The following is a 17,990-nucleotide window of genomic DNA, read 5'->3' as shown; positions in this document are numbered from 1 at the left end:
TACGGGGTCCCTAAGTCAGCGCAGGAGTGTAACCTGTTGCGGGGCATTGCCCTAGCCGTGAGATTCTTAAAATGCCGCGTGCCCGTGGCGTGGCAGCCCGAATTCACCCGCCGCCGCGCAATATACAGTGGCGCAATCCCCGGCGACTCCCTATAATTGTCGCGTTTTAGTTCCCCCCTTCACACTATGAAATCAGGTCTTTAATTTTATGACTGACAATCCGCATCAGTGCGTCATTATTGGTATAGCTGGCGCATCTGCCTCCGGAAAAAGCCTTATCGCCAGCACGTTGTACCGCGAACTCCGCGAGCAAGTCGGTGATGAGCACATCGGCGTTATTCCAGAAGACAGTTACTATAAAGACCAGACTCACCTGACCATGGAAGAACGGGTCAAAACCAACTATGACCACCCGAGCGCCATGGATCATAACCTGCTGTTCCAGCATCTGCAGATGTTGAAGGCCGGTAAGGCGATCGAGCTGCCGCTGTATAGCTACACCGAACACACGCGCAAGAAAGAAACCGTCCACCTGGAACCTAAAAAAGTGATCATTCTGGAAGGGATCTTGCTGCTGACGGATATCCGTTTGCGCCAGGAGATGAACTTCTCGATCTTCGTCGACACGCCGCTGGATATCTGCCTGATGCGCCGTATGAAGCGCGACGTCAACGAGCGCGGTCGCTCGATGGATTCGGTGATGGCGCAATACCAGAAGACCGTGCGCCCGATGTTCCTGCAGTTTATCGAACCTTCCAAACAATACGCCGATATCATCGTTCCGCGCGGCGGCAAAAACCGCATCGCGATCGATATTCTGAAAGCCAAAATCAGCCAATTCTTTGAATAATGCCGCTTAATGGCCGGAAATGCGCATTTCCGGCCGACGGCCAACTATTTGCACCCCGGCGTAGACCTTTCGCCCGTTGTGTGGCAATTTTTGTTTAGTTACGCGTTTTGATGGAGAAGAAAGACATGAGACTGTGCGACCGCGATATAGAAGCCTGGCTGGATAGCGAGAAACTGGTGATTTCGCCGCGCCCGCCGCTCGAACGCATCAACGGGGCCACAGTAGATGTCCGTTTGGGCAATCAGTTCCGCGTGTTCCGCGGCCATACCGCGCCGTTTATCGATCTCAGCGGGCCGAAAGATGAAGTCAGCGCCGCGCTGGATCGCGTGATGAGCGACGAGATTGTCCTGCCGGAAGGCGAGGCGTTCTTCCTTCATCCCGGCGAACTGGCTCTGGCGGTGACGTTCGAATCCGTGACGCTGCCGAACGATCTCGTGGGTTGGCTCGACGGCCGTTCTTCTCTGGCGCGTCTGGGGCTGATGGTGCACGTGACCGCGCACCGTATCGATCCGGGCTGGCACGGGCGCATCGTGCTGGAGTTTTACAACTCCGGCAAGCTGCCGCTGGCGCTGCGGCCGGGGATGCTGATTGGCGCCTTGAGCTTTGAGCCGTTGTCCGGCCCGGCGGCCCGGCCATATAACAGCCGGCAGGACGCAAAATATCGCGATCAGCAGGGCGCAGTAGCCAGTCGAATCGACAAGGACTAACGGCGCGGGATGCACCGTCGGTGTGGCGCTGACAAGAGGGTGGCATGAGAAGATTACTGACGACATTGGCGATTTTACTGGTGGTCGTGGTGGCGGGAATGTCCGCGCTGGTACTGCTGGTCAATCCGAATGATTTTCGCGGTTACATGGTCAAAAAGGTCGAGCAGAAGAGCGGCTACCAGCTAACGCTTGAAGGCGACCTGCGTTGGCATATCTGGCCGCAGCTCAGTATTTTGGCCGGGCGCATGACGCTGACCGCGCCGGGCGCCAAGGCGCCGGTGGTGAGCGCGGAAAACATGCGCCTTGACGTCAAACTGTTGCCGCTGCTGTCACATCAGCTGTTTGTGAAACAGGTGATGTTGAAAAATGCCGTCATTCGTCTCACGCCCGACAGTGAAGAGCACTCACAAGTGGACGCCCCGATTGCGCCGGCCGGCAGCGGCGCTGATGCGGCAGACACGGCCTGGAAGTTCGACATCGATAACTTGCGCGTCGTGGACAGCCTGCTGATTTGGCAGCGTGCCGACAACGCGCAAATCAATGTTCGGGACATCAATCTTACCCTGCAGCAAACGGAGAAACGGCAGGCGCAGCTTGAACTGTCCAGCCGGGTCAACCGCGATCAGCGCGACCTGGCCTTCAGCATGACGGCCGATATCGATTTGCAGCAGTTCCCGCACCAGATCGGCGCCAAAGTGACCCAGTTCAATTATCAACTGGCCGGGGCGGACATTCTTAACGGCGGCATTCAGGGCGAGGGCAATGCCCAGGTAGTCTATCAACAGACGCCGGCGCAGATTGCCGTCAGCCAACTGAACGTCAGCGCCAACAACAGCCAGTTGGCCGGCGATATCAGCGCCACGTTGGGGGCGGTGCCGGGCTATGTGGTGAATCTCAATTCGGCTAACCTCGATCTCGACGCGCTTTCCGGCTGGCAATCCAGCACCAATACCGCCGAACAGCCCGCCGTGACCGCCGCGCCGGTGATCGCCAGCCAGGTCGACGATCGGCAGCAGAACCTGGAAGCGCTGCGCGATTTCAATGCGCAGTTGAACCTGCAAGCGGCGCAGTTGACCTATCGCGGTATGAACGTCACCCAATTGGCCGTTGCCGCGGACAATCAACGCGGCCTGCTGACGCTGCATAAGCTTGCCGGGCACTTGGCCGGCGGTGATTTCTCCTTGCCGGGATCGCTCGACGCACGCGGCAATAAACCGGTCATCAGCGTGCAACCGACGCTGAACCAAATTGAGCTGGGCACGGTGCTCAAAGCTTTCGACATGCCGCAGATGCTGACCGGCAAGTTCAGCATGAAAGGGGATCTGACCGGCGATCGCCTCTCTTCACAGTCATTTGAGCACCGCTGGCGCGGTACGGCGCAGCTGGCGATGCAGGATGCGCAACTGCACGGTTTGAACATCCAGCAACTGATCCAACAGGCCGTGGCGCGCAATGACAACAGCGTGCGCGGTCAAGACAGCTATCAGCGCTATACCGAAGTCAAAAATGTTTCGGCGCAAGCTACCCTGAACCAGGGCACGGTCAAACTCAGCGGCCTGACGGCGGATTCGCCTTTGCTGGCGCTGACCGGCGCCGGCAGCATCGATATGCCGGGCAAACAGTGTGATATGGCGCTTAACGTGCGCGTCACCGGCGGTTGGCAAGGGCGCGGCGAGCTGATCGAACAGCTGCAAAAAACGCCGATCCCGCTGCGGGTCTACGGGCCGTGGCAACAGCTGAATTATCAACTGCAGGTCGATCAGGTGCTGCGTAAAACGCTGCAGGATCGGGCCAAGGATGCGCTGAACAAGTGGGCTGAAAAGAACAAAGGTTCGCGCGAGGGTCAGGATTTGAAAAAGCTGCTCGACAAGCTGTAATCCCTCCTGACGCGGGCCGTTTTGCGGCCCGCGTCAGTATCGACGTTTCCCGCGATAATTTCCCTCCGTTACCTTGATGAAGGTCATGAAGACCCGCGATCAATTTGTGCAGAGTAAGGGCGCATTCTGCTATGACTATGCGCCTGAGCGCGAAAAAATGACGAGTTGAGGAAACATGATAGAGCTTCTTATTGGCGCGGCGGTGGCGGCGGGCGTGGGCCGTTATATCATCAAAGGGTATTCCGCCACGGGCGTCTTGATGGTGGGAGGGCTGCTGCTGCTTGGCATCAGCGCCCTGATGGGGAAAACGCTGTTGCCGTCCGGCGCCGCATCTACCGGCTGGCGCGCGACCGATATGATCGAGTACGTCAAGATCTTGCTGATGAGCCGCGGCGGCGATCTGGGCATGATGATCATGATGCTGTGCGGTTTCGCCGCCTATATGACGCATATCGGCGCCAACGACGTGGTCGTCAAGCTGGCCTCGCGCCCATTGCAGATGATCAATTCGCCTTATCTGCTGATGGTGGCGGCCTATTTTGTCGCTTGCCTGATGTCATTGGCGGTTTCTTCCGCGACTGGACTCGGCGTATTGCTGATGGCGACGCTGTTTCCATTGATGGTGAACGTTGGCATTAGCCGCGGCGCCGCGGCGGCCATTTGCGCTTCGCCGGCGGCGATTATCCTGGCGCCGACTTCCGGCGACGTGGTGCTGGCAGCCAAGGCGGCGGAAATGCCGCTGGTGGACTTCGCGTTCAAAACCACGCTGCCTATCTCGATTGCGGCCATCGTCTGCATGGCCGTGGCGCACTTTTTCTGGCAGCGTTATCTCGATAAGAAGAGTGATGAACAGCACCACATCATGGACGTCAGTGAAATAAAAACGCATGCGCCGGGGTTCTACGCGATATTGCCGTTTACGCCGATCCTCGGCGTGCTGATCTTCGACGGCAAATGGGGACCGGAGCTGCACATTATTACCGTGTTGGTAGGGTGCATACTGTTGGCGGCTGCGATCGAGTTCGTGCGCAGCTTCAGCGCCAAACAGGTATTCAGCGGCCTGGAAGTGGCGTATCGCGGTATGGCGGATGCATTCGCCAGCGTGGTGATGCTGTTGGTGGCCGCGGGTGTCTTCGCGCAAGGGTTGAGCACCGTCGGTTTTATCAGCGGGTTGATCGGGTTGGCGCAGTCGTTCGGTACCGGCGGTTTGATCATGATGCTGGTGTTGGTGGTGATCACCATGCTGGCGGCCATGACCACCGGCTCCGGCAATGCGCCGTTCTATGCGTTTGTCGAACTGATCCCGAAACTGGCGGCACAGATGGGCGTGAATCCTGCCTATCTGGTGATCCCGATGCTGCAGGCCTCTAATCTCGGCCGTACGCTGTCGCCGGTTTCCGGCGTGGTGGTGGCGGTCTCCGGCATGGCGAAAATCTCGCCGTTTGATGTGGTGAAGCGTACTTCAGTGCCGGTAATTGTCGGGTTGGTGGTGGTGATCGTGGCGACGGAGCTGCTGGTTCCCCAGTAAAAGGAAGGCCGGGCGATGCCCGGCCTCGATGTTAAACCTCGTACTCCTCCGGTGGAGGCGGCGGGGTGATCTTCACTTTCAGGATGCGGTGGCTGTTGACCTCCAATGGTTCGAACAGGTAGTCACCGATCTTGATTTGTTCTCCTTCTTGCGGCACGCGCTGGCTGTGTTCCATCAACAGCCCCGCCAGCGTGTGGTATTCGCGCTTTTCTTCCAGCGGCATCGGCAGATACAACACCAGATCTTCCAGCGGCATATAGCCGTTGGCGGTCCAGCTGCCGTCCTCGTTTTGCTGAATGTCGTGGCGTGCGTCCACCTCTTCGCCGGCCTCCGGCAGGTTGCCGGCGATGGTTTCCATCACGTCCGTCAGGGTGACGACGCCTTCGACGGAGCCGAACTCATCGACCACAAAGGCAAAATGCGTCTGCGCCTGGCGGAATTGCTCCAGGGCGCTTAACAGCGTGAGCTGCTCCGGGAAGATCAACGGTTGGCGTATCAGCGCTCGCAGATCCAGCGGCGCCTGCGCCAGTTGCTGTTTGAGGACGTCGATGGTGTGGATCACGCCCAGCGGTTCGTCGCTGGCGCTGCTTTCCACCACCACGATGCGCGTGTGCTGATTACGTTCCAGCAACTGCGTCAGCTTTTCCTGCGGATCGTTCAGCTCAAGGTATTCGACGTCGTGACGCGAGGTCATGATGCTACTGACCGTGCGCTGCGCCATGCCGAGTACGCGTTCGATCATGCGCCGCTCTTGCTGATTGAAGATCTCGCCGTTTTCGCTGTCGCTGTCCGCCAGCAGGTTGGCGGAATGGCTGTCGACTTCCGCTTCTTCATGTTTGCCGCTCAGCATGCGCAGCACCGCTTCGGCGGTGCGTTCACGCAGCGGCCGCACCTTCGACAGGAAGCGACGGCGGTTGAACTGCGCCAGCTGGTTCAGCGCCTCGATCATGACCGAGAAGCCGATCGCCGCGTAGAGGTAGCCTTTAGGAATGTGATAGCCAAAGCCCTCCGCCACCAGGCTGAAACCGATCATCAGCAGGAAGCTCAGGCACAGAATGACGATAGTCGGGTGAGCGTTGACGAAGCGCGTCAGCGGTTTGCTGGCCAGCAGCATCAGGCCGATGGCGATACAGACCGCGATCATCATCACCGCCAGGTGATCGACCATCCCCACCGCGGTGATCACCGAGTCGAGCGAGAAAACGGCGTCCAGCACCACGATCTGCGCCACTACCGGCCAGAAACGTGCGCCTTTGCGCGCGCCGTGCTGCTCTTCGTCCTTGCCTTCCAGCCGCTCATTGAGCTCCATGGTGGCTTTGAACAGCAGGAATATCCCGCCGACCAGCATGATCAGATCGCGGCCGCTGAAGGGGTGCTCCGCGACGATGAACATCGGTTTGGTCAGCGTCGCCAGCCACGAGATGGAGGCGAGCAGCGCCAGACGCATGACCAGCGCTAGCAACAAACCGACGACACGGGCCTTATCTCTTTGTTGTTTTGGTAATTTGTCCGCCAGAATGGCGATGAAGACAAGGTTGTCTATACCCAGCACGATTTCCAGCACGACCAAAGTGGCCAGGCCGGCCCAAATTGTTGGATCAGCGATCCATTCCATACGCCCAATTTCACCTGTAAGTTCTACGGCTTATGCCGCACGGGAATGATGGGCGTTGAGGCGGCAAAATTCAACTTTAATCGGGAGGATGTGGTTCAGAACAGGAGGATTGCCGTAAACATCGATCGGCGCCGAGCGGCCAAAGGAATCAAGGGCCTGGGGAGCAAATATCTACCGGGATGCCATGCGCTCAGAAAAGAAACGCCTTATTAAATTTATTTAAATCAAAACATTAAAACAATTTTCTTTGGCTATGATTCTTATCGGTATGCGGCACGAGTAGTCTTATTCTGAAAACGGCTGACTGGGGGGATCTAAGGCTTGTATCACTTAGACATTAGTATAAGAATCTTAGTCATATAACGGCAGTAACTAACATTGTTTGGTTATAAAGGCACCGGTTTTTTTATTTTTTTGTGAACAGCATGACAGTTCAAACGAAGAATGAGTGCCGCTTTGCATAAAAATTGCCTGGCTCATGCAATGACGTGGGGGGATGCGTCATTAACAGTACTTTGGTAGCTGCAAGCCAAGGGCGGTAGCGTGCCCGATTGGATCCCCTTGTTCACGCTGCACAGATGAATGCAGCGCTACGATGAATTGGAATGAAAATGCAAACAAGACTTAAGGCAGTGATCCCCGTTGCGGGCTTGGGAACCCGTATGTTGCCGGCGACCAAGGCTATCCCTAAAGAAATGTTGCCCGTGGTCGATAAGCCCTTAATTCAGTACATTGTTGCTGAATGCGTGGCGGCGGGGATTAAAGATATCGTATTGGTCACGCATTCATCGAAAAACGCGATTGAAAACCATTTTGACACTTCGTTTGAGCTGGAGGCCATGCTCGAAGCGCGCGTGAAGCGCCAACTCCTGAGTGAAGTGCAAAGCATTTGTCCCCCGGATGTGACCGTGATGCAGGTGCGTCAAGGACAGGCGAAAGGGTTGGGGCATGCGGTGCTGTGCGCCAAACCAATGGTGGGTGATGCTCCTTTCGTTGTGCTGTTGCCCGATGTTTTATTGGATGATTCTACGGCGGATTTGCGCAAAGAAAATCTGGCTAAAATGATCCAACGTTTTGGTGATACGGGTTACAGCCAAATCATGGTTGAACCTGTGCCGGAACAAGATGTGTCCAAATACGGTGTGGTAGATTGCGCAGGCGCGACGATCGCCGCGGGAGAAAGCGCACCGATGACGGCGGTGGTTGAGAAGCCGGCCCGCGAGGATGCCCCTTCCAATCTGGCCGTCGTCGGCCGGTATGTGCTTGCCGCCGATATTTGGCCGCTACTTGAGAAAACCCCTCCCGGCGCGGGTGATGAGATTCAACTGACCGATGCGATTGCGATGCTGATGGATGAACAAACGGTTGAAGCATTCCATATGAGCGGTAAGTCCCATGATTGTGGCGACAAGTTTGGCTATATGAAGGCGTTTGTGCAGTACGGTCTGCGTCACGGTTCGGAAGGTGAAAATTTCAGCCGCTGGTTGAAGCAGACGTTGGGAAAGTAACAGGCTGTCGCCACTGCGGCTGAAAGCGATCACGAGATTGAATGAGGTCTACCATGACGAAGTTGAAAGCGGTTATTCCCGTTGCCGGATTGGGCATGCGTATGCTGCCGGCGACCAAAGCGATTCCGAAAGAGATGTTGCCAATCGTTGATAAACCGTTGATTCAATACATTGTCAACGAATGTGTCGCGGCGGGGATTAAAGAGATCATCCTGGTGACGCATTCTTCCAAGAACGCCATTGAAAACCATTTCGATACCTCATTCGAGCTGGAGGCGATGCTGGAGGCACGCGTGAAACGGCAACTGCTGGATGAGGTGCAGTCGATAACGCCAAAAGGCGTGACGCTGATGCACATTCGCCAGGGGCAGCCAAAAGGACTGGGACATGCCGTTCTCTGCGCTAAACCGTTGGTCGGTGATTCTCCATTTGTCGTTCTGTTGCCGGACATCTTGCTGGATGACGCAAAAGCCGATTTGAAGAAAGACAACCTGTCACACATGATTGCGCGCTTTGAGCAGAGCGGCCTGAGCCAGGTTTTGGTGCAAAAGGCAGACGAACACGTACTGCATGATTATTCCGTGGTTGAGTGTGAGGCCAGCAACCTGAAACCGGGTGAAAGTGCTCGTATCACATCGATTATTGAAAAACCGGCGCCGGAAACCAAGTTGGAATCCAACTACTCTGCGGTAGGGCGCTATGTCTTGTCCGCCGATATTTGGCCGCTGCTGGAGACCACGGAACCGGGAGCCTGGGGGCGTATTCAACTGACCGATGCGATTGCAGAATTGTTGAAACACAAACCGGTAGAGGCGACGGAGCTGGTGGGGGAATCGTTCAACTGCGGTGAAAAACTGGGTTACCTTCGCGCTTTTGTCACTTATGGGTTGCGTCACCCAACCCAAGGCAAAGCTTTCCGTGAATGGGCTGAACAGCTGTCGCTTTGAGTAAAACTTCTCGCTTCTCTCGATGAGGGCCGTTGCCATCATGGCGGGAGAAGCTAGAATAGTTGTTGAATTTTGGGGAATTTCACTGTCCCATTTTTTATATTAGTATACATTTTACTGCGATTATCCGAGTTGCTATGGCGAGAGAGTTTTATGCGGTATGGCCATGTGCTTATGACAAGTCGCTGTTATTAATAAAAAATTAAAGTTTAAACTCGCCTCCGCACTGATTTTTACCGGTGCTGGGCATCACAGTTTATTTATCCTGCTCATAATAGCTTTGCTCTTATCAACGGCAGATAAACGTTCTCGATAATTGCAAACAGAGCCCATGTTTTGAGACGGCGCAGCAAGCGACAGACAGTTTGATAAGGTTACAGAGACGCTGCCACGGTTGGCGCGCATAGTAGCTTTGCAGATACATTTACTTGAAAGTGATGATAATTTGATGGCAAAACGACAATTGAAAGCGATATCACTATTGATATCGATTAGCGTAATCAGTGGATGCACTGTTTTTCCTGGAACCCATTTATCGACCAGCGGAAAAGACGTCGTAAAACAAGAAGATGCTGACTTCGATATCGATAAACTGGTCAACATTTACCCTATGACACCGAAGCTGTTGGACTCAATGCGTCCGACACAGGTGGTTGCTCAGTCGAATGCGCAGCTGGATGCATCGTTGCGTACGTATGAGTACCGGATCGGGATCGGCGACGTCCTTAACGTTACCGTCTGGGATCACCCTGAGCTGACCACGCCTGCGGGGCAATACCGCAGCGCCAGCGACACAGGCAACTGGGTACACTCCGACGGCACGATCTTCTATCCTTATATCGGTAAGGTAAACGTGGTGGGTAAAACCGTTACCCAAATCCGCGATCAAATCGCCTCCCGTTTGGCTCAGTACATCGAAAGCCCGCAGGTTGACGTCAATATTGCCGCTTTCCGCTCGCAAAAAGCTTACGTGACGGGCGAAGTTACCAAATCCGGACAGCAGCCGATCACCAACGTACCTTTAACTGTGATGGATGCGATTAACGCCGCTGGCGGTCTGACTGAAAATGCCGACTGGCGCAACATCGTTCTCACGCACAATGGAAAAGAGCAGAGTCTGTCGCTGCAAAAGCTGATGCAGAATGGCGATCTGACCCAAAACCGTCTGCTTTATCCTGGGGATATTCTGTATATTCCGCGCAACGACGATCTTAAAGTGTTTGTTATGGGTGAAGTTAAGACCCCTGCGACGCTTAAAATGGATCGCAGCGGCATGACGTTGACGGAAGCATTGGGGAATTCTCAAGGGATAAGCCAAGCTGCGGCCGATGCGACCGGCGTGTTCGTTATCCGGCCATTGCACGGAACGCAGGGCGACAAGCTGGCTAATATTTATCAGCTCAATATGTCCGATGCGACAGCATTGGTAATGGGGGCTGAATTCCATCTGCAACCGTATGACATTGTTTACGTGACGGCAGCGCCAATCGCGCGTTGGAACCGTCTGATCGTTCAGTTGGCACCAACCATCGATAGCTTCAACAATCTCACGGAAGGCTCACTGCGTATCCGCAACTGGCCGTAGTAGGGGGGTTAGCCATGTTTGATTCTATCTTGGTTGTCTGTGTAGGTAATATTTGCCGCTCCCCCACGGGGGAGCGTCTCTTGAAGCGGCATCTGCCGGAAAAAGAGATCGCTTCCGCAGGCATCGGCGCCTTGGTTGGCAAAACTGCGGACAAGAGCGCTATTTCCATTGCGGAAAAACATCAGCTGTCGTTAGAGGGCCATGAAGCCAGACAGTTGACGAAAGAAATGTGCCGGGAATATTCATTGATTCTGGTTATGGAGAAAGGGCATATCGATGCCGTTTGCCGTTTGGCTCCGGAGGTCAGAGGCAAAACCATGCTTTTCGCCCATTGGTTGGGACAGAAAGAAATTCCCGATCCCTACAGAAAGAGCGCTGAAGCGTTTGAGTTTGTTTACCGCCTTCTTGATGATGCAGCCCAAAAATGGGCCCAGGCATTAAATCGTTAACCAGAGATTACAATGACTGATAATACGAAACCAGGCTTATCAACAGCCAATAATCATGATGAGATTGATCTAAGTCGCTTGTTGGGAACTTTAATTGATCACCGCTGGCTCATCATCGGGATTACTGCGTTATTCTCTGTTGCCGGGATCATTTATTCACTGTTCGCGACTCCGATATATCAAGCTGACGCGATGGTTCAGGTTGAACAAAACGTCGGTAACTCGTTGGTCAACGACCTATCCCAAATGCTGCCGAACAGTCAACCGGGCTCTTCCACGGAGATCGAGCTGATAAAGTCACGCATGGTGACGGGCAAGACTGTCGATGATCTGAACCTTGAAACGGTGGTGCAGCAAAAATACTTCCCGGTATTTGGTCGCGGCTGGGCCCGCTTGACGGGAACCGAACCTGCCAAAATTGCGTTGTCCCGCCTCAATGTGCCAGCCAACTCAGACGATCTTGAGCTGGAATTGACGGTGATCGATGCAAAGAACTATGTGTTGAGCAATAACGGCACCGAGATTATCAAAGGGAAAGTCGGTGCGCTGGAAAGCGGCCATGGGGTTTCCTTGCTGGTAAGCGATATTTCAGCGGAGCCAGGCACCGTATTTGAAGTCGCCAAGTTGGCGCGACTGGTTGCGACCAATAATCTGTTGGATGCATTGACCGTTGAAGACAAAGGCAAAGATACCGGCGTTTTGGCGTTGAGCTTGACCGGTGACGATCCGATATTAGTGCGAAACATTCTTGACAGCATCAGCAAAAATTATCTGTTGCAGAACGTCGAGCGTAAATCGGAAGAGGCCGCTAAAAGCCTGGATTTCTTGAAAGAACAACTGCCGGAAGTTCGCAGCTCGCTGGATAGCGCCGAAGATAAGCTCAACCGTTTCCGTCAGGCGAATGATTCTGTCGATCTGTCACTTGAAGCGAAGTCTGTTCTTGATACGATCGTGGGGGTTGAGGCTCAACTGAATGAGCTAACGTTTAAAGAAGCGGAAATCTCCAAACTTTATACCAAAGAACACCCCGCTTATCGTGCACTGATGGAAAAACGCGCTACGCTGCAGCAAGAAAAAGACAAGCTGAACAAGCGTGTCAGCGTCATGCCGAAAACCCAGCAGGAAATTTTGCGCTTGACCCGTGATGTGCAGGCCGGGCAAGAGATTTACATGCAGTTGCTGAATAAACAGCAAGAGCTGGGGATTACTAAAGCGAGCACGGTTGGTAACGTGCGAATCGTGGATCCTGCCGTTACGCAGCCTCGTCCGGTTAAACCGCAAAAAACCATTATCGTACTGATAGTCACGTTGCTTGGTGGCTTGTTCTCGACGGGTTTTGTATTGCTTAAAACCATGCTGCATCGCGGCATCGAAAGCCCGGAACAGCTGGAACAGCAAGGGATCAACGTTTACGCCAGTATTCCGCTGTCTGAATGGCAGCAAAAAAGCGACCGCGAAACCATGCTGTCCGGCAAGCGCAATAGCAACAGGAGTTACACCCTGCTTGCCGTGGGCAATCCGGCCGATCTGGCGATCGAAGCCGTTAGAAGCCTGCGTACCAGCCTGCATTTTGCCTCCTTGGAGGCCAAAAATAACGTTCTAATGATTTCGGGCGCCAGCCCAAGCATCGGTAAAACGTTTGTCAGTATCAACTTGGCAGCCGTTATCGCTCAGGCGGGGCAACGTATTCTGGTCGTGGACGCCGATATGCGTAAAGGCTACGCCCACTCACTGTTAAACTGTGAATTGGGCGTAGGGCTGTCTGATGTATTGTCAGGACAAGCGACAGCGCAGCAAGCGGTCAAAAAGACCTCGATTGAGAATCTTAGCTTTATCTCGCGTGGCAAGATCCCACCGAACCCGTCAGAGCTGTTGATGCACAACCGCCTGACGGAATTCCTGGAATGGGCGGGCAAAGAGTATGACATCGTTCTGGTCGATACCCCGCCGATCCTGGCGGTGACGGATGCCGCGATTGTCGCACGCAATGTAGGCACTACCTTGTTGGTCGCGCGTTATGGCGTGAACTCGCTGAAAGAGATCGAAGTGAGTATTCGTCGCTTCGAGCAAAACGGCATGGAAATTAAAGGTATTATCCTTAACGCCGTAGAAAATAAATCGGGTAGCGCCTACGGCTACTACGCTTACGAGTATAAATAAATCCCCTTCTAAGAAAAAGCTCCTCGTAATGAGGAGCTTTCTGATTCATTCAAAGTAATTAGTAAAATCCAATTTCGGAGAGAATAAATGAGTAATCTTGCAATTATTCCGGCAAGGGGTGGGTCTAAGGGTATTCCCAAGAAAAATATTAAAGAAATTGCAGGTAAACCATTAATTGCCTGGAGCATAGAGCAGGCACTAAATTCTTCGAGTATTGAGCGCGTTATTGTTTCAACAGATTGTGAGGATATTGCTGCTGTAGCCAGGGAATATGGCGCAGAAGTGCCGTTCATGCGCCCAGCTCATCTCGCGAACGATACCGCCGCGACGGAACCTGCACTTTTGCATACCCTGGAATGGTTGGCTGAACATGAGAATTACCATCCAGACTATACCGTCTTGCTGCAGGCAACCTCTCCTGTACGTAAAGATGATGCGATTGATTCTGCAATCAAAAAGATTATCGAAAAAAAAGCCGATTCGTTACTGAGTGTATGTGAGTTTTGGCATTTCCTGTGGGAAAACGAAGACAATCCGAAAGCTTATTACGATTATTTAAACCGTCCGCGTCGGCAAGATATTAAGCCTGAAAATATTAAACTCAAAGAAAACGGTTCTATTTACGTTACGAGAAGTGACATTCTCCTCAGCACCGGTAATCGTCTTGGCGGTAAAGTCATTGCGCATAAGATGTCTGAAGAGGAAAGCTTTGAAATTGACACCCTGCTGGATTGGGCGGTTGTTGAAGTAATTTTGAAAAATTGGAGTGGGAGATAATTCATGTTAATCCAGAAAAAGATATCTGATTTTTTAGTGTTTGAAACAGAATCAATCATTAAAGCATTAGAAAAAATCAACTCGAACAAAAAGCGAATCATTTTTGTTGTCACTGAAGACGGCAAGCTGTGCGGCTCTTTTTCTGACGGTGATTTCCGTCGCTGGATCACTAATGGTGATTTCGATCTGAGTCGCGAAATGTCAGAAGTGATGAACCAGAACGTTCGCTATAAAAAAGTGGACGCGCCACGTAACGAGATTGACTCACTGTTTACGAACGGCGTTGACGTATTGCCGCTGGTTGATGACTATCGGCGTCTGGTCGCTGTGGCGCTGCAAAGCGAAAAAGGCCTGACGATCGGCAAGCACACCATCACTGAAACTTCGCCGACTTACATTATTGCTGAAATTGGCAACAACCATAATGGCGACATCAAGTTGGCTAAGCATCTGGTTGACCTGGCGGTTGACGCGGGGGCCGATTGCGTTAAATTCCAAATGCGTGACCTGAGCTCGCTATATAAGGGCGGCAACGATAAAGACAAATCAGCCGATCTTGGCGCGCAGTACACGCTGGATTTGCTAAGAAAATTCCAGTTGAGCAATGAAGAACTGATCGAAGTGTTCGATTACTGCAAGGAGAAGGGGTTGACCCCGCTCTGTACCCCTTGGGATCTGAAGAGCCTTGAAATACTGGAAAACTACGGTATGGAAGGTTATAAGGTCGCTTCCGCCGACTTCACCAACCACGAAATGTTGGCCGCGCTGGCTGCTACAGGCAAACCGCTGATTTGTTCTACCGGCATGTGCAGCGAAGCGGAAATCAAAAGCTCGGTTGATTTTTTGAAATCCAAAGGCGCCGAGTTTGTGATTCTGCATTGCAACTCAACGTATCCGACGCCGTTTAAAGACGTCAACCTGGCCTATATCAAGCGTCTGCAGCAGGTAACGGGTTGCCTGGTGGGCTATTCCGGCCATGAGCGCGGTATTTCCGTGCCGATCGCCGTTACTGCCTTGGGCGCACGCGTGATCGAGAAACACTTCACCATCGACAAATCTATGGAAGGCAATGACCATAAAGTGTCTCTTTTACCACCTGAGTTCAAAGAGATGGTTGTGCGCATCCGCGAAGTTGAAGAGTCCATGGGCAATGCCGGCGAGCGTACTATCACCCAAGGGGAAATGATCAATCGCGAGACTCTGGCGAAGAGTTTGATTATCAATCGCGATCTGAAAAAAGGCGAAATCATTACCCGCGAGATGGTAGAGGTGAAGAGCCCGGGCCAGGGGCTGCAGCCTCTGTATCTGGAGCAATTGGTCGGCAAGAAAGCCAATCGTGACCACGAAAAAGGCGGTTACTTCTACGAGTCAGATCTGAATGATGTAGCGATAGAGGCTAAGGACTATGACTTCAATCGTCCGTTCGGCATTCCTGTGCGCTATCACGATTACGGCAAGCTGAAGAATAAATCCAACCTGGATTTCGTCGAATTCCACCTGAGCTATCAGGACATGGAGCTGGATTTGACCGAATTCTTCTCCGGCGCTGAAGATATCGGTTTTGCGGTACATAGCCCAGAGTTGTTCGCCAACGATCATATTTTGGACTTGGCAACGGATGATCCTGCTTATCTTGCCCATTCGATCAAACAGTTGCAGCGTGTCTGTGATGTGACTCGCGCATTAAAGCAGTATTTCCCGAAAACTGAGCGTCCGGTCATCGTGGTGAATGCGGGTGGTTTCAATACCACCGGTTTCTTGCCGAAAGAGTCGCGTCAGGCGATGTACGAACGTATTGGTGCCGCTTTGGGGGAGATCAATCAAGAAGGCGTTGAAATTATCATCCAAACGATGCCTCCATTCCCATGGCACTTTGGTGGCCAGAGCTACCACAACCTCTTTGTCGATCCGGACGAGATTAAAGCGTTCTGTGAAAAATACGGCTATCGTATTTGCTATGATACGTCGCACTCCATGATGGCTTGCAATTATTACCAATGGGATCTTCATGACTTCACCCAGAAAGTCGGCCCTTATACCGCGCACATGCATATTGTTGATGCACTGGGTGTGGATGGTGAAGGGGTTCAGATCGGTAAAGGTGATGTGAACTTTGACGAGCTGGCGGATGATCTGCGCCGCTATGCGCCGGGCGCGCAATTTATTCCGGAAGTGTGGCAGGGGCACAAAAACCAAGGGGAAGGGTTCTGGCATGCGCTTAACTTCCTGGAAAAGTATCTGTAAATGAGTAAAGCCATTATGGGGGCTGCGGCTTTGTCGATAGGGGATATTCTCGGCAAAGTCATCGGCTTCATCATATTGCCTTATTTGACAGCACACCTTGGCGCGTCGGGGTACGGCGCGCTGACTCTGTATTTGTCCGTTATTCAGATCTTGATCATTTTCATTTCGTTCAGTGGTCAAGGTCTGTTGCCGGTCAAATATATGCAGGAGGGGGAAGGGAGCTCCCTGGTGTTCCGCAGAGATAACATCACCTTGGCTGTCGCGTCGAGCGTGCTATTGGTGGCTATATTCTACATAGTCACACTGGTCACCAAGATCTCAGTTTCTTTCAGTGATGGTTTTCTGGTTGTTTTAGCGTCTCTGGCACAAGCGCTGAACTTTATCAATTTATCGCATTTGCGCATTAGTCAGACCTATAAAGTTGCGGCTATCGGTCAATTTTTGCTTTCCGCATTCAATGTTTTGTTCACGATCGCCCTTTTTGAAATGATAGCGGCGACGCCAGGACAACGTTTGATAGCGATCGCGGCATCATTTTTCAGCATTCAGTTAGCCTATGAGTTCTTTGTCTACCGGAAGAGAGCGGTTAAACGCAGCGAGCTCGAGCCGTCGCGTAAACGTTATAAGGAAATCATTAGCTATGGAGTATCCTTATTACCGCATCACGGTAGTTATTGGATTAAGTCATCGGTAGATCGTTTCTTTATCGCTCATTACATGAGCACTGCTGTTGTGGGGGTTTATGGCTTGGCATTCCAGCTAACCTCCATCGTTATGCTTTTTTTTGGTGTAATCAATCAGGCGTTCCAGCCATTTATTTACCGCAAACTTAAAGCGAACGATTTTCGAGGCGTGGAGCTTATTCAATATGGATACACGGCTCTGGTTATTGTCTCATGTGTTATTTATTTCTTCATTCTGCCGTTTGCTTTTCCATATTTATTTAATGCTGAATTCAATAGCGCAATTTATTACTTCAACATACTTTTGCCTGGAACTGCATTTTTATCGATTTATTATATTTTTACGCACTCACTGTTTTACTATCGTAAAAATAAATTAATATCGATTATTACTATGGGCTCGATGATTACGCATTTGATTGGTATCTTTGTCATCACCATGACGGAAATAAAAGTTGAGTATTTCTGCCTGGTTTATGCAATTTCCAGTTTTTATGCATGTGCAGTGACTTTTTATTGTGGCAAGCGACAGATCGGCATTGAGAGGAAAAGATGCTAGCAAGTCTTAAACGATGGTTGCGAAACTTACGTAAGCAGCGTTATCGCTCAAAAGTTATCAGAGTGGCTGAAAGCTGCGGCCGCGATCCGAAAGTCAATTTTTTAACTGTGGTTAATAACAAAACCCGGCTTGGCAACAACTTCAACTCTAATGGCTTGACGGTGGTCGGCAAGGGCAGGGTTGTTATTGGTGATAATTTCCATTGTGGTTTTGGCTGTGTGCTAATTACAGAAAATCATAATCATCATGGAAACGCTATTCCCTACGATAATACTTATGTGCTGAAGGACACGCACATAGGAGATAATGTGTGGTTAGGAATCAATGTCATTGTTCTTCCTGGCGTCAGCATTGGTGAGGGGGCGATTATCCAAGCCGGCAGCGTGGTGGTTAAAAATATAGAGCCTTACGCTATAGCCGGTGGCCATCCTGCCAAACCCTTTTCGCAACGTGATGTTGCTCATTATCTGCAGCTTAAAGCTGAAGGCAAATTCCATTGAA

Annotated in this window: 14 protein-coding genes; 13 read left to right on the top strand and 1 reads right to left on the bottom strand. The window is 52.1% G+C overall.

Going from position 1 to position 17,990, the window contains the following annotated elements:
* The first annotated feature begins 208 nt into the window (after window positions 1–208).
* The 4 genes from udk to dcuC all read left to right on the top strand — a co-directional run bounded on the left by udk (window position 209) and on the right by dcuC (window position 4,962).
* Window positions 209–850 carry a uridine kinase gene (udk, locus tag CRO23_RS16410; protein WP_004938922.1) on the top strand — a complete coding sequence of 214 codons (642 nt, stop codon included), beginning with the start codon at window positions 209–211 and terminating at the stop codon, window positions 848–850.
* Between the two features lie 125 nt (window positions 851–975).
* On the top strand, window positions 976–1,557 hold the full coding sequence (gene dcd / locus CRO23_RS16405; protein ID WP_004938917.1) for a dCTP deaminase: 582 nt from the start codon (window positions 976–978) through the stop codon (window positions 1,555–1,557).
* A 44-nt stretch (window positions 1,558–1,601) separates the two neighbouring features.
* Window positions 1,602–3,434 carry an outer membrane assembly protein AsmA gene (gene asmA / locus CRO23_RS16400; protein ID WP_079449473.1) on the top strand — a complete coding sequence of 611 codons (1,833 nt, stop codon included), beginning with the start codon at window positions 1,602–1,604 and terminating at the stop codon, window positions 3,432–3,434.
* 175 nt (window positions 3,435–3,609) lie between these two features.
* The gene (dcuC, locus tag CRO23_RS16395; RefSeq protein WP_015377222.1) at window positions 3,610–4,962 is read left to right on the top strand and encodes an anaerobic C4-dicarboxylate transporter DcuC; all 1,353 of its coding nucleotides are present in this window, start codon (window positions 3,610–3,612) and stop codon (window positions 4,960–4,962) included.
* Window positions 4,963–4,993: 31 nt separating this feature from the next.
* Here the strand turns inward: dcuC and CRO23_RS16390 are convergent, their stop codons facing one another.
* Window positions 4,994–6,577: a TerC family protein gene (locus tag CRO23_RS16390; protein WP_016928437.1), complete on the bottom strand. Its 1,584-nt coding sequence runs from the start codon at window positions 6,575–6,577 to the stop codon at window positions 4,994–4,996.
* Between the two features lie 611 nt (window positions 6,578–7,188).
* On the opposite strand from CRO23_RS16390, the gene galU (CRO23_RS16385) reads away from it, so the two are divergent.
* The 9 genes from galU (CRO23_RS16385) (at window position 7,189) to CRO23_RS16345 (ending at window position 17,989) form a co-directional block, all read left to right on the top strand.
* The gene (galU, locus tag CRO23_RS16385) at window positions 7,189–8,085 is read left to right on the top strand and encodes a UTP--glucose-1-phosphate uridylyltransferase GalU (RefSeq protein ID WP_028127951.1); all 897 of its coding nucleotides are present in this window, start codon (window positions 7,189–7,191) and stop codon (window positions 8,083–8,085) included.
* A 53-nt stretch (window positions 8,086–8,138) separates the two neighbouring features.
* Window positions 8,139–9,032 carry a UTP--glucose-1-phosphate uridylyltransferase GalU gene (gene galU / locus CRO23_RS16380; protein WP_016928435.1) on the top strand — a complete coding sequence of 298 codons (894 nt, stop codon included), beginning with the start codon at window positions 8,139–8,141 and terminating at the stop codon, window positions 9,030–9,032.
* Between the two features lie 448 nt (window positions 9,033–9,480).
* Window positions 9,481–10,617 (top strand): polysaccharide export protein, encoded by a 1,137-nt coding sequence (locus CRO23_RS16375; protein ID WP_016928434.1) that lies wholly within the window; start codon window positions 9,481–9,483, stop codon window positions 10,615–10,617.
* A 14-nt stretch (window positions 10,618–10,631) separates the two neighbouring features.
* Window positions 10,632–11,066: an arsenate reductase/protein-tyrosine-phosphatase family protein gene (locus CRO23_RS16370; protein ID WP_016928433.1), complete on the top strand. Its 435-nt coding sequence runs from the start codon at window positions 10,632–10,634 to the stop codon at window positions 11,064–11,066.
* Between the two features lie 12 nt (window positions 11,067–11,078).
* Entirely contained in the window at window positions 11,079–13,226 is a 2,148-nt protein-coding gene (wzc, locus tag CRO23_RS16365; RefSeq protein ID WP_028127952.1) for a tyrosine-protein kinase Wzc, read from the top strand.
* Between the two features lie 87 nt (window positions 13,227–13,313).
* Entirely contained in the window at window positions 13,314–14,003 is a 690-nt protein-coding gene (locus tag CRO23_RS16360; RefSeq protein ID WP_016928431.1) for an acylneuraminate cytidylyltransferase family protein, read from the top strand.
* A gap of 3 nt (window positions 14,004–14,006) precedes the next feature.
* Window positions 14,007–16,247, top strand: coding sequence for an N-acetylneuraminate synthase family protein (locus tag CRO23_RS16355; RefSeq protein ID WP_016928430.1), 2,241 nt, complete (start codon window positions 14,007–14,009; stop codon window positions 16,245–16,247).
* Window positions 16,248–17,489 carry an oligosaccharide flippase family protein gene (locus tag CRO23_RS16350; protein WP_016928429.1) on the top strand — a complete coding sequence of 414 codons (1,242 nt, stop codon included), beginning with the start codon at window positions 16,248–16,250 and terminating at the stop codon, window positions 17,487–17,489. It begins immediately after the preceding gene.
* Window positions 17,483–17,989 carry an acyltransferase gene (locus tag CRO23_RS16345; RefSeq protein WP_071525944.1) on the top strand — a complete coding sequence of 169 codons (507 nt, stop codon included), beginning with the start codon at window positions 17,483–17,485 and terminating at the stop codon, window positions 17,987–17,989. The genes CRO23_RS16350 and CRO23_RS16345 overlap by 7 nt, the downstream gene beginning before the upstream one ends.
* Window position 17,990 lies beyond the last annotated feature (1 nt).

The sequence above is a fragment of the Serratia sp. JKS296 genome (assembly GCF_900215445.1).
Lineage (GTDB): Bacteria > Pseudomonadota > Gammaproteobacteria > Enterobacterales > Enterobacteriaceae > Serratia > Serratia marcescens.
This window is presented reverse-complemented; position numbering and strand designations above follow the sequence as displayed.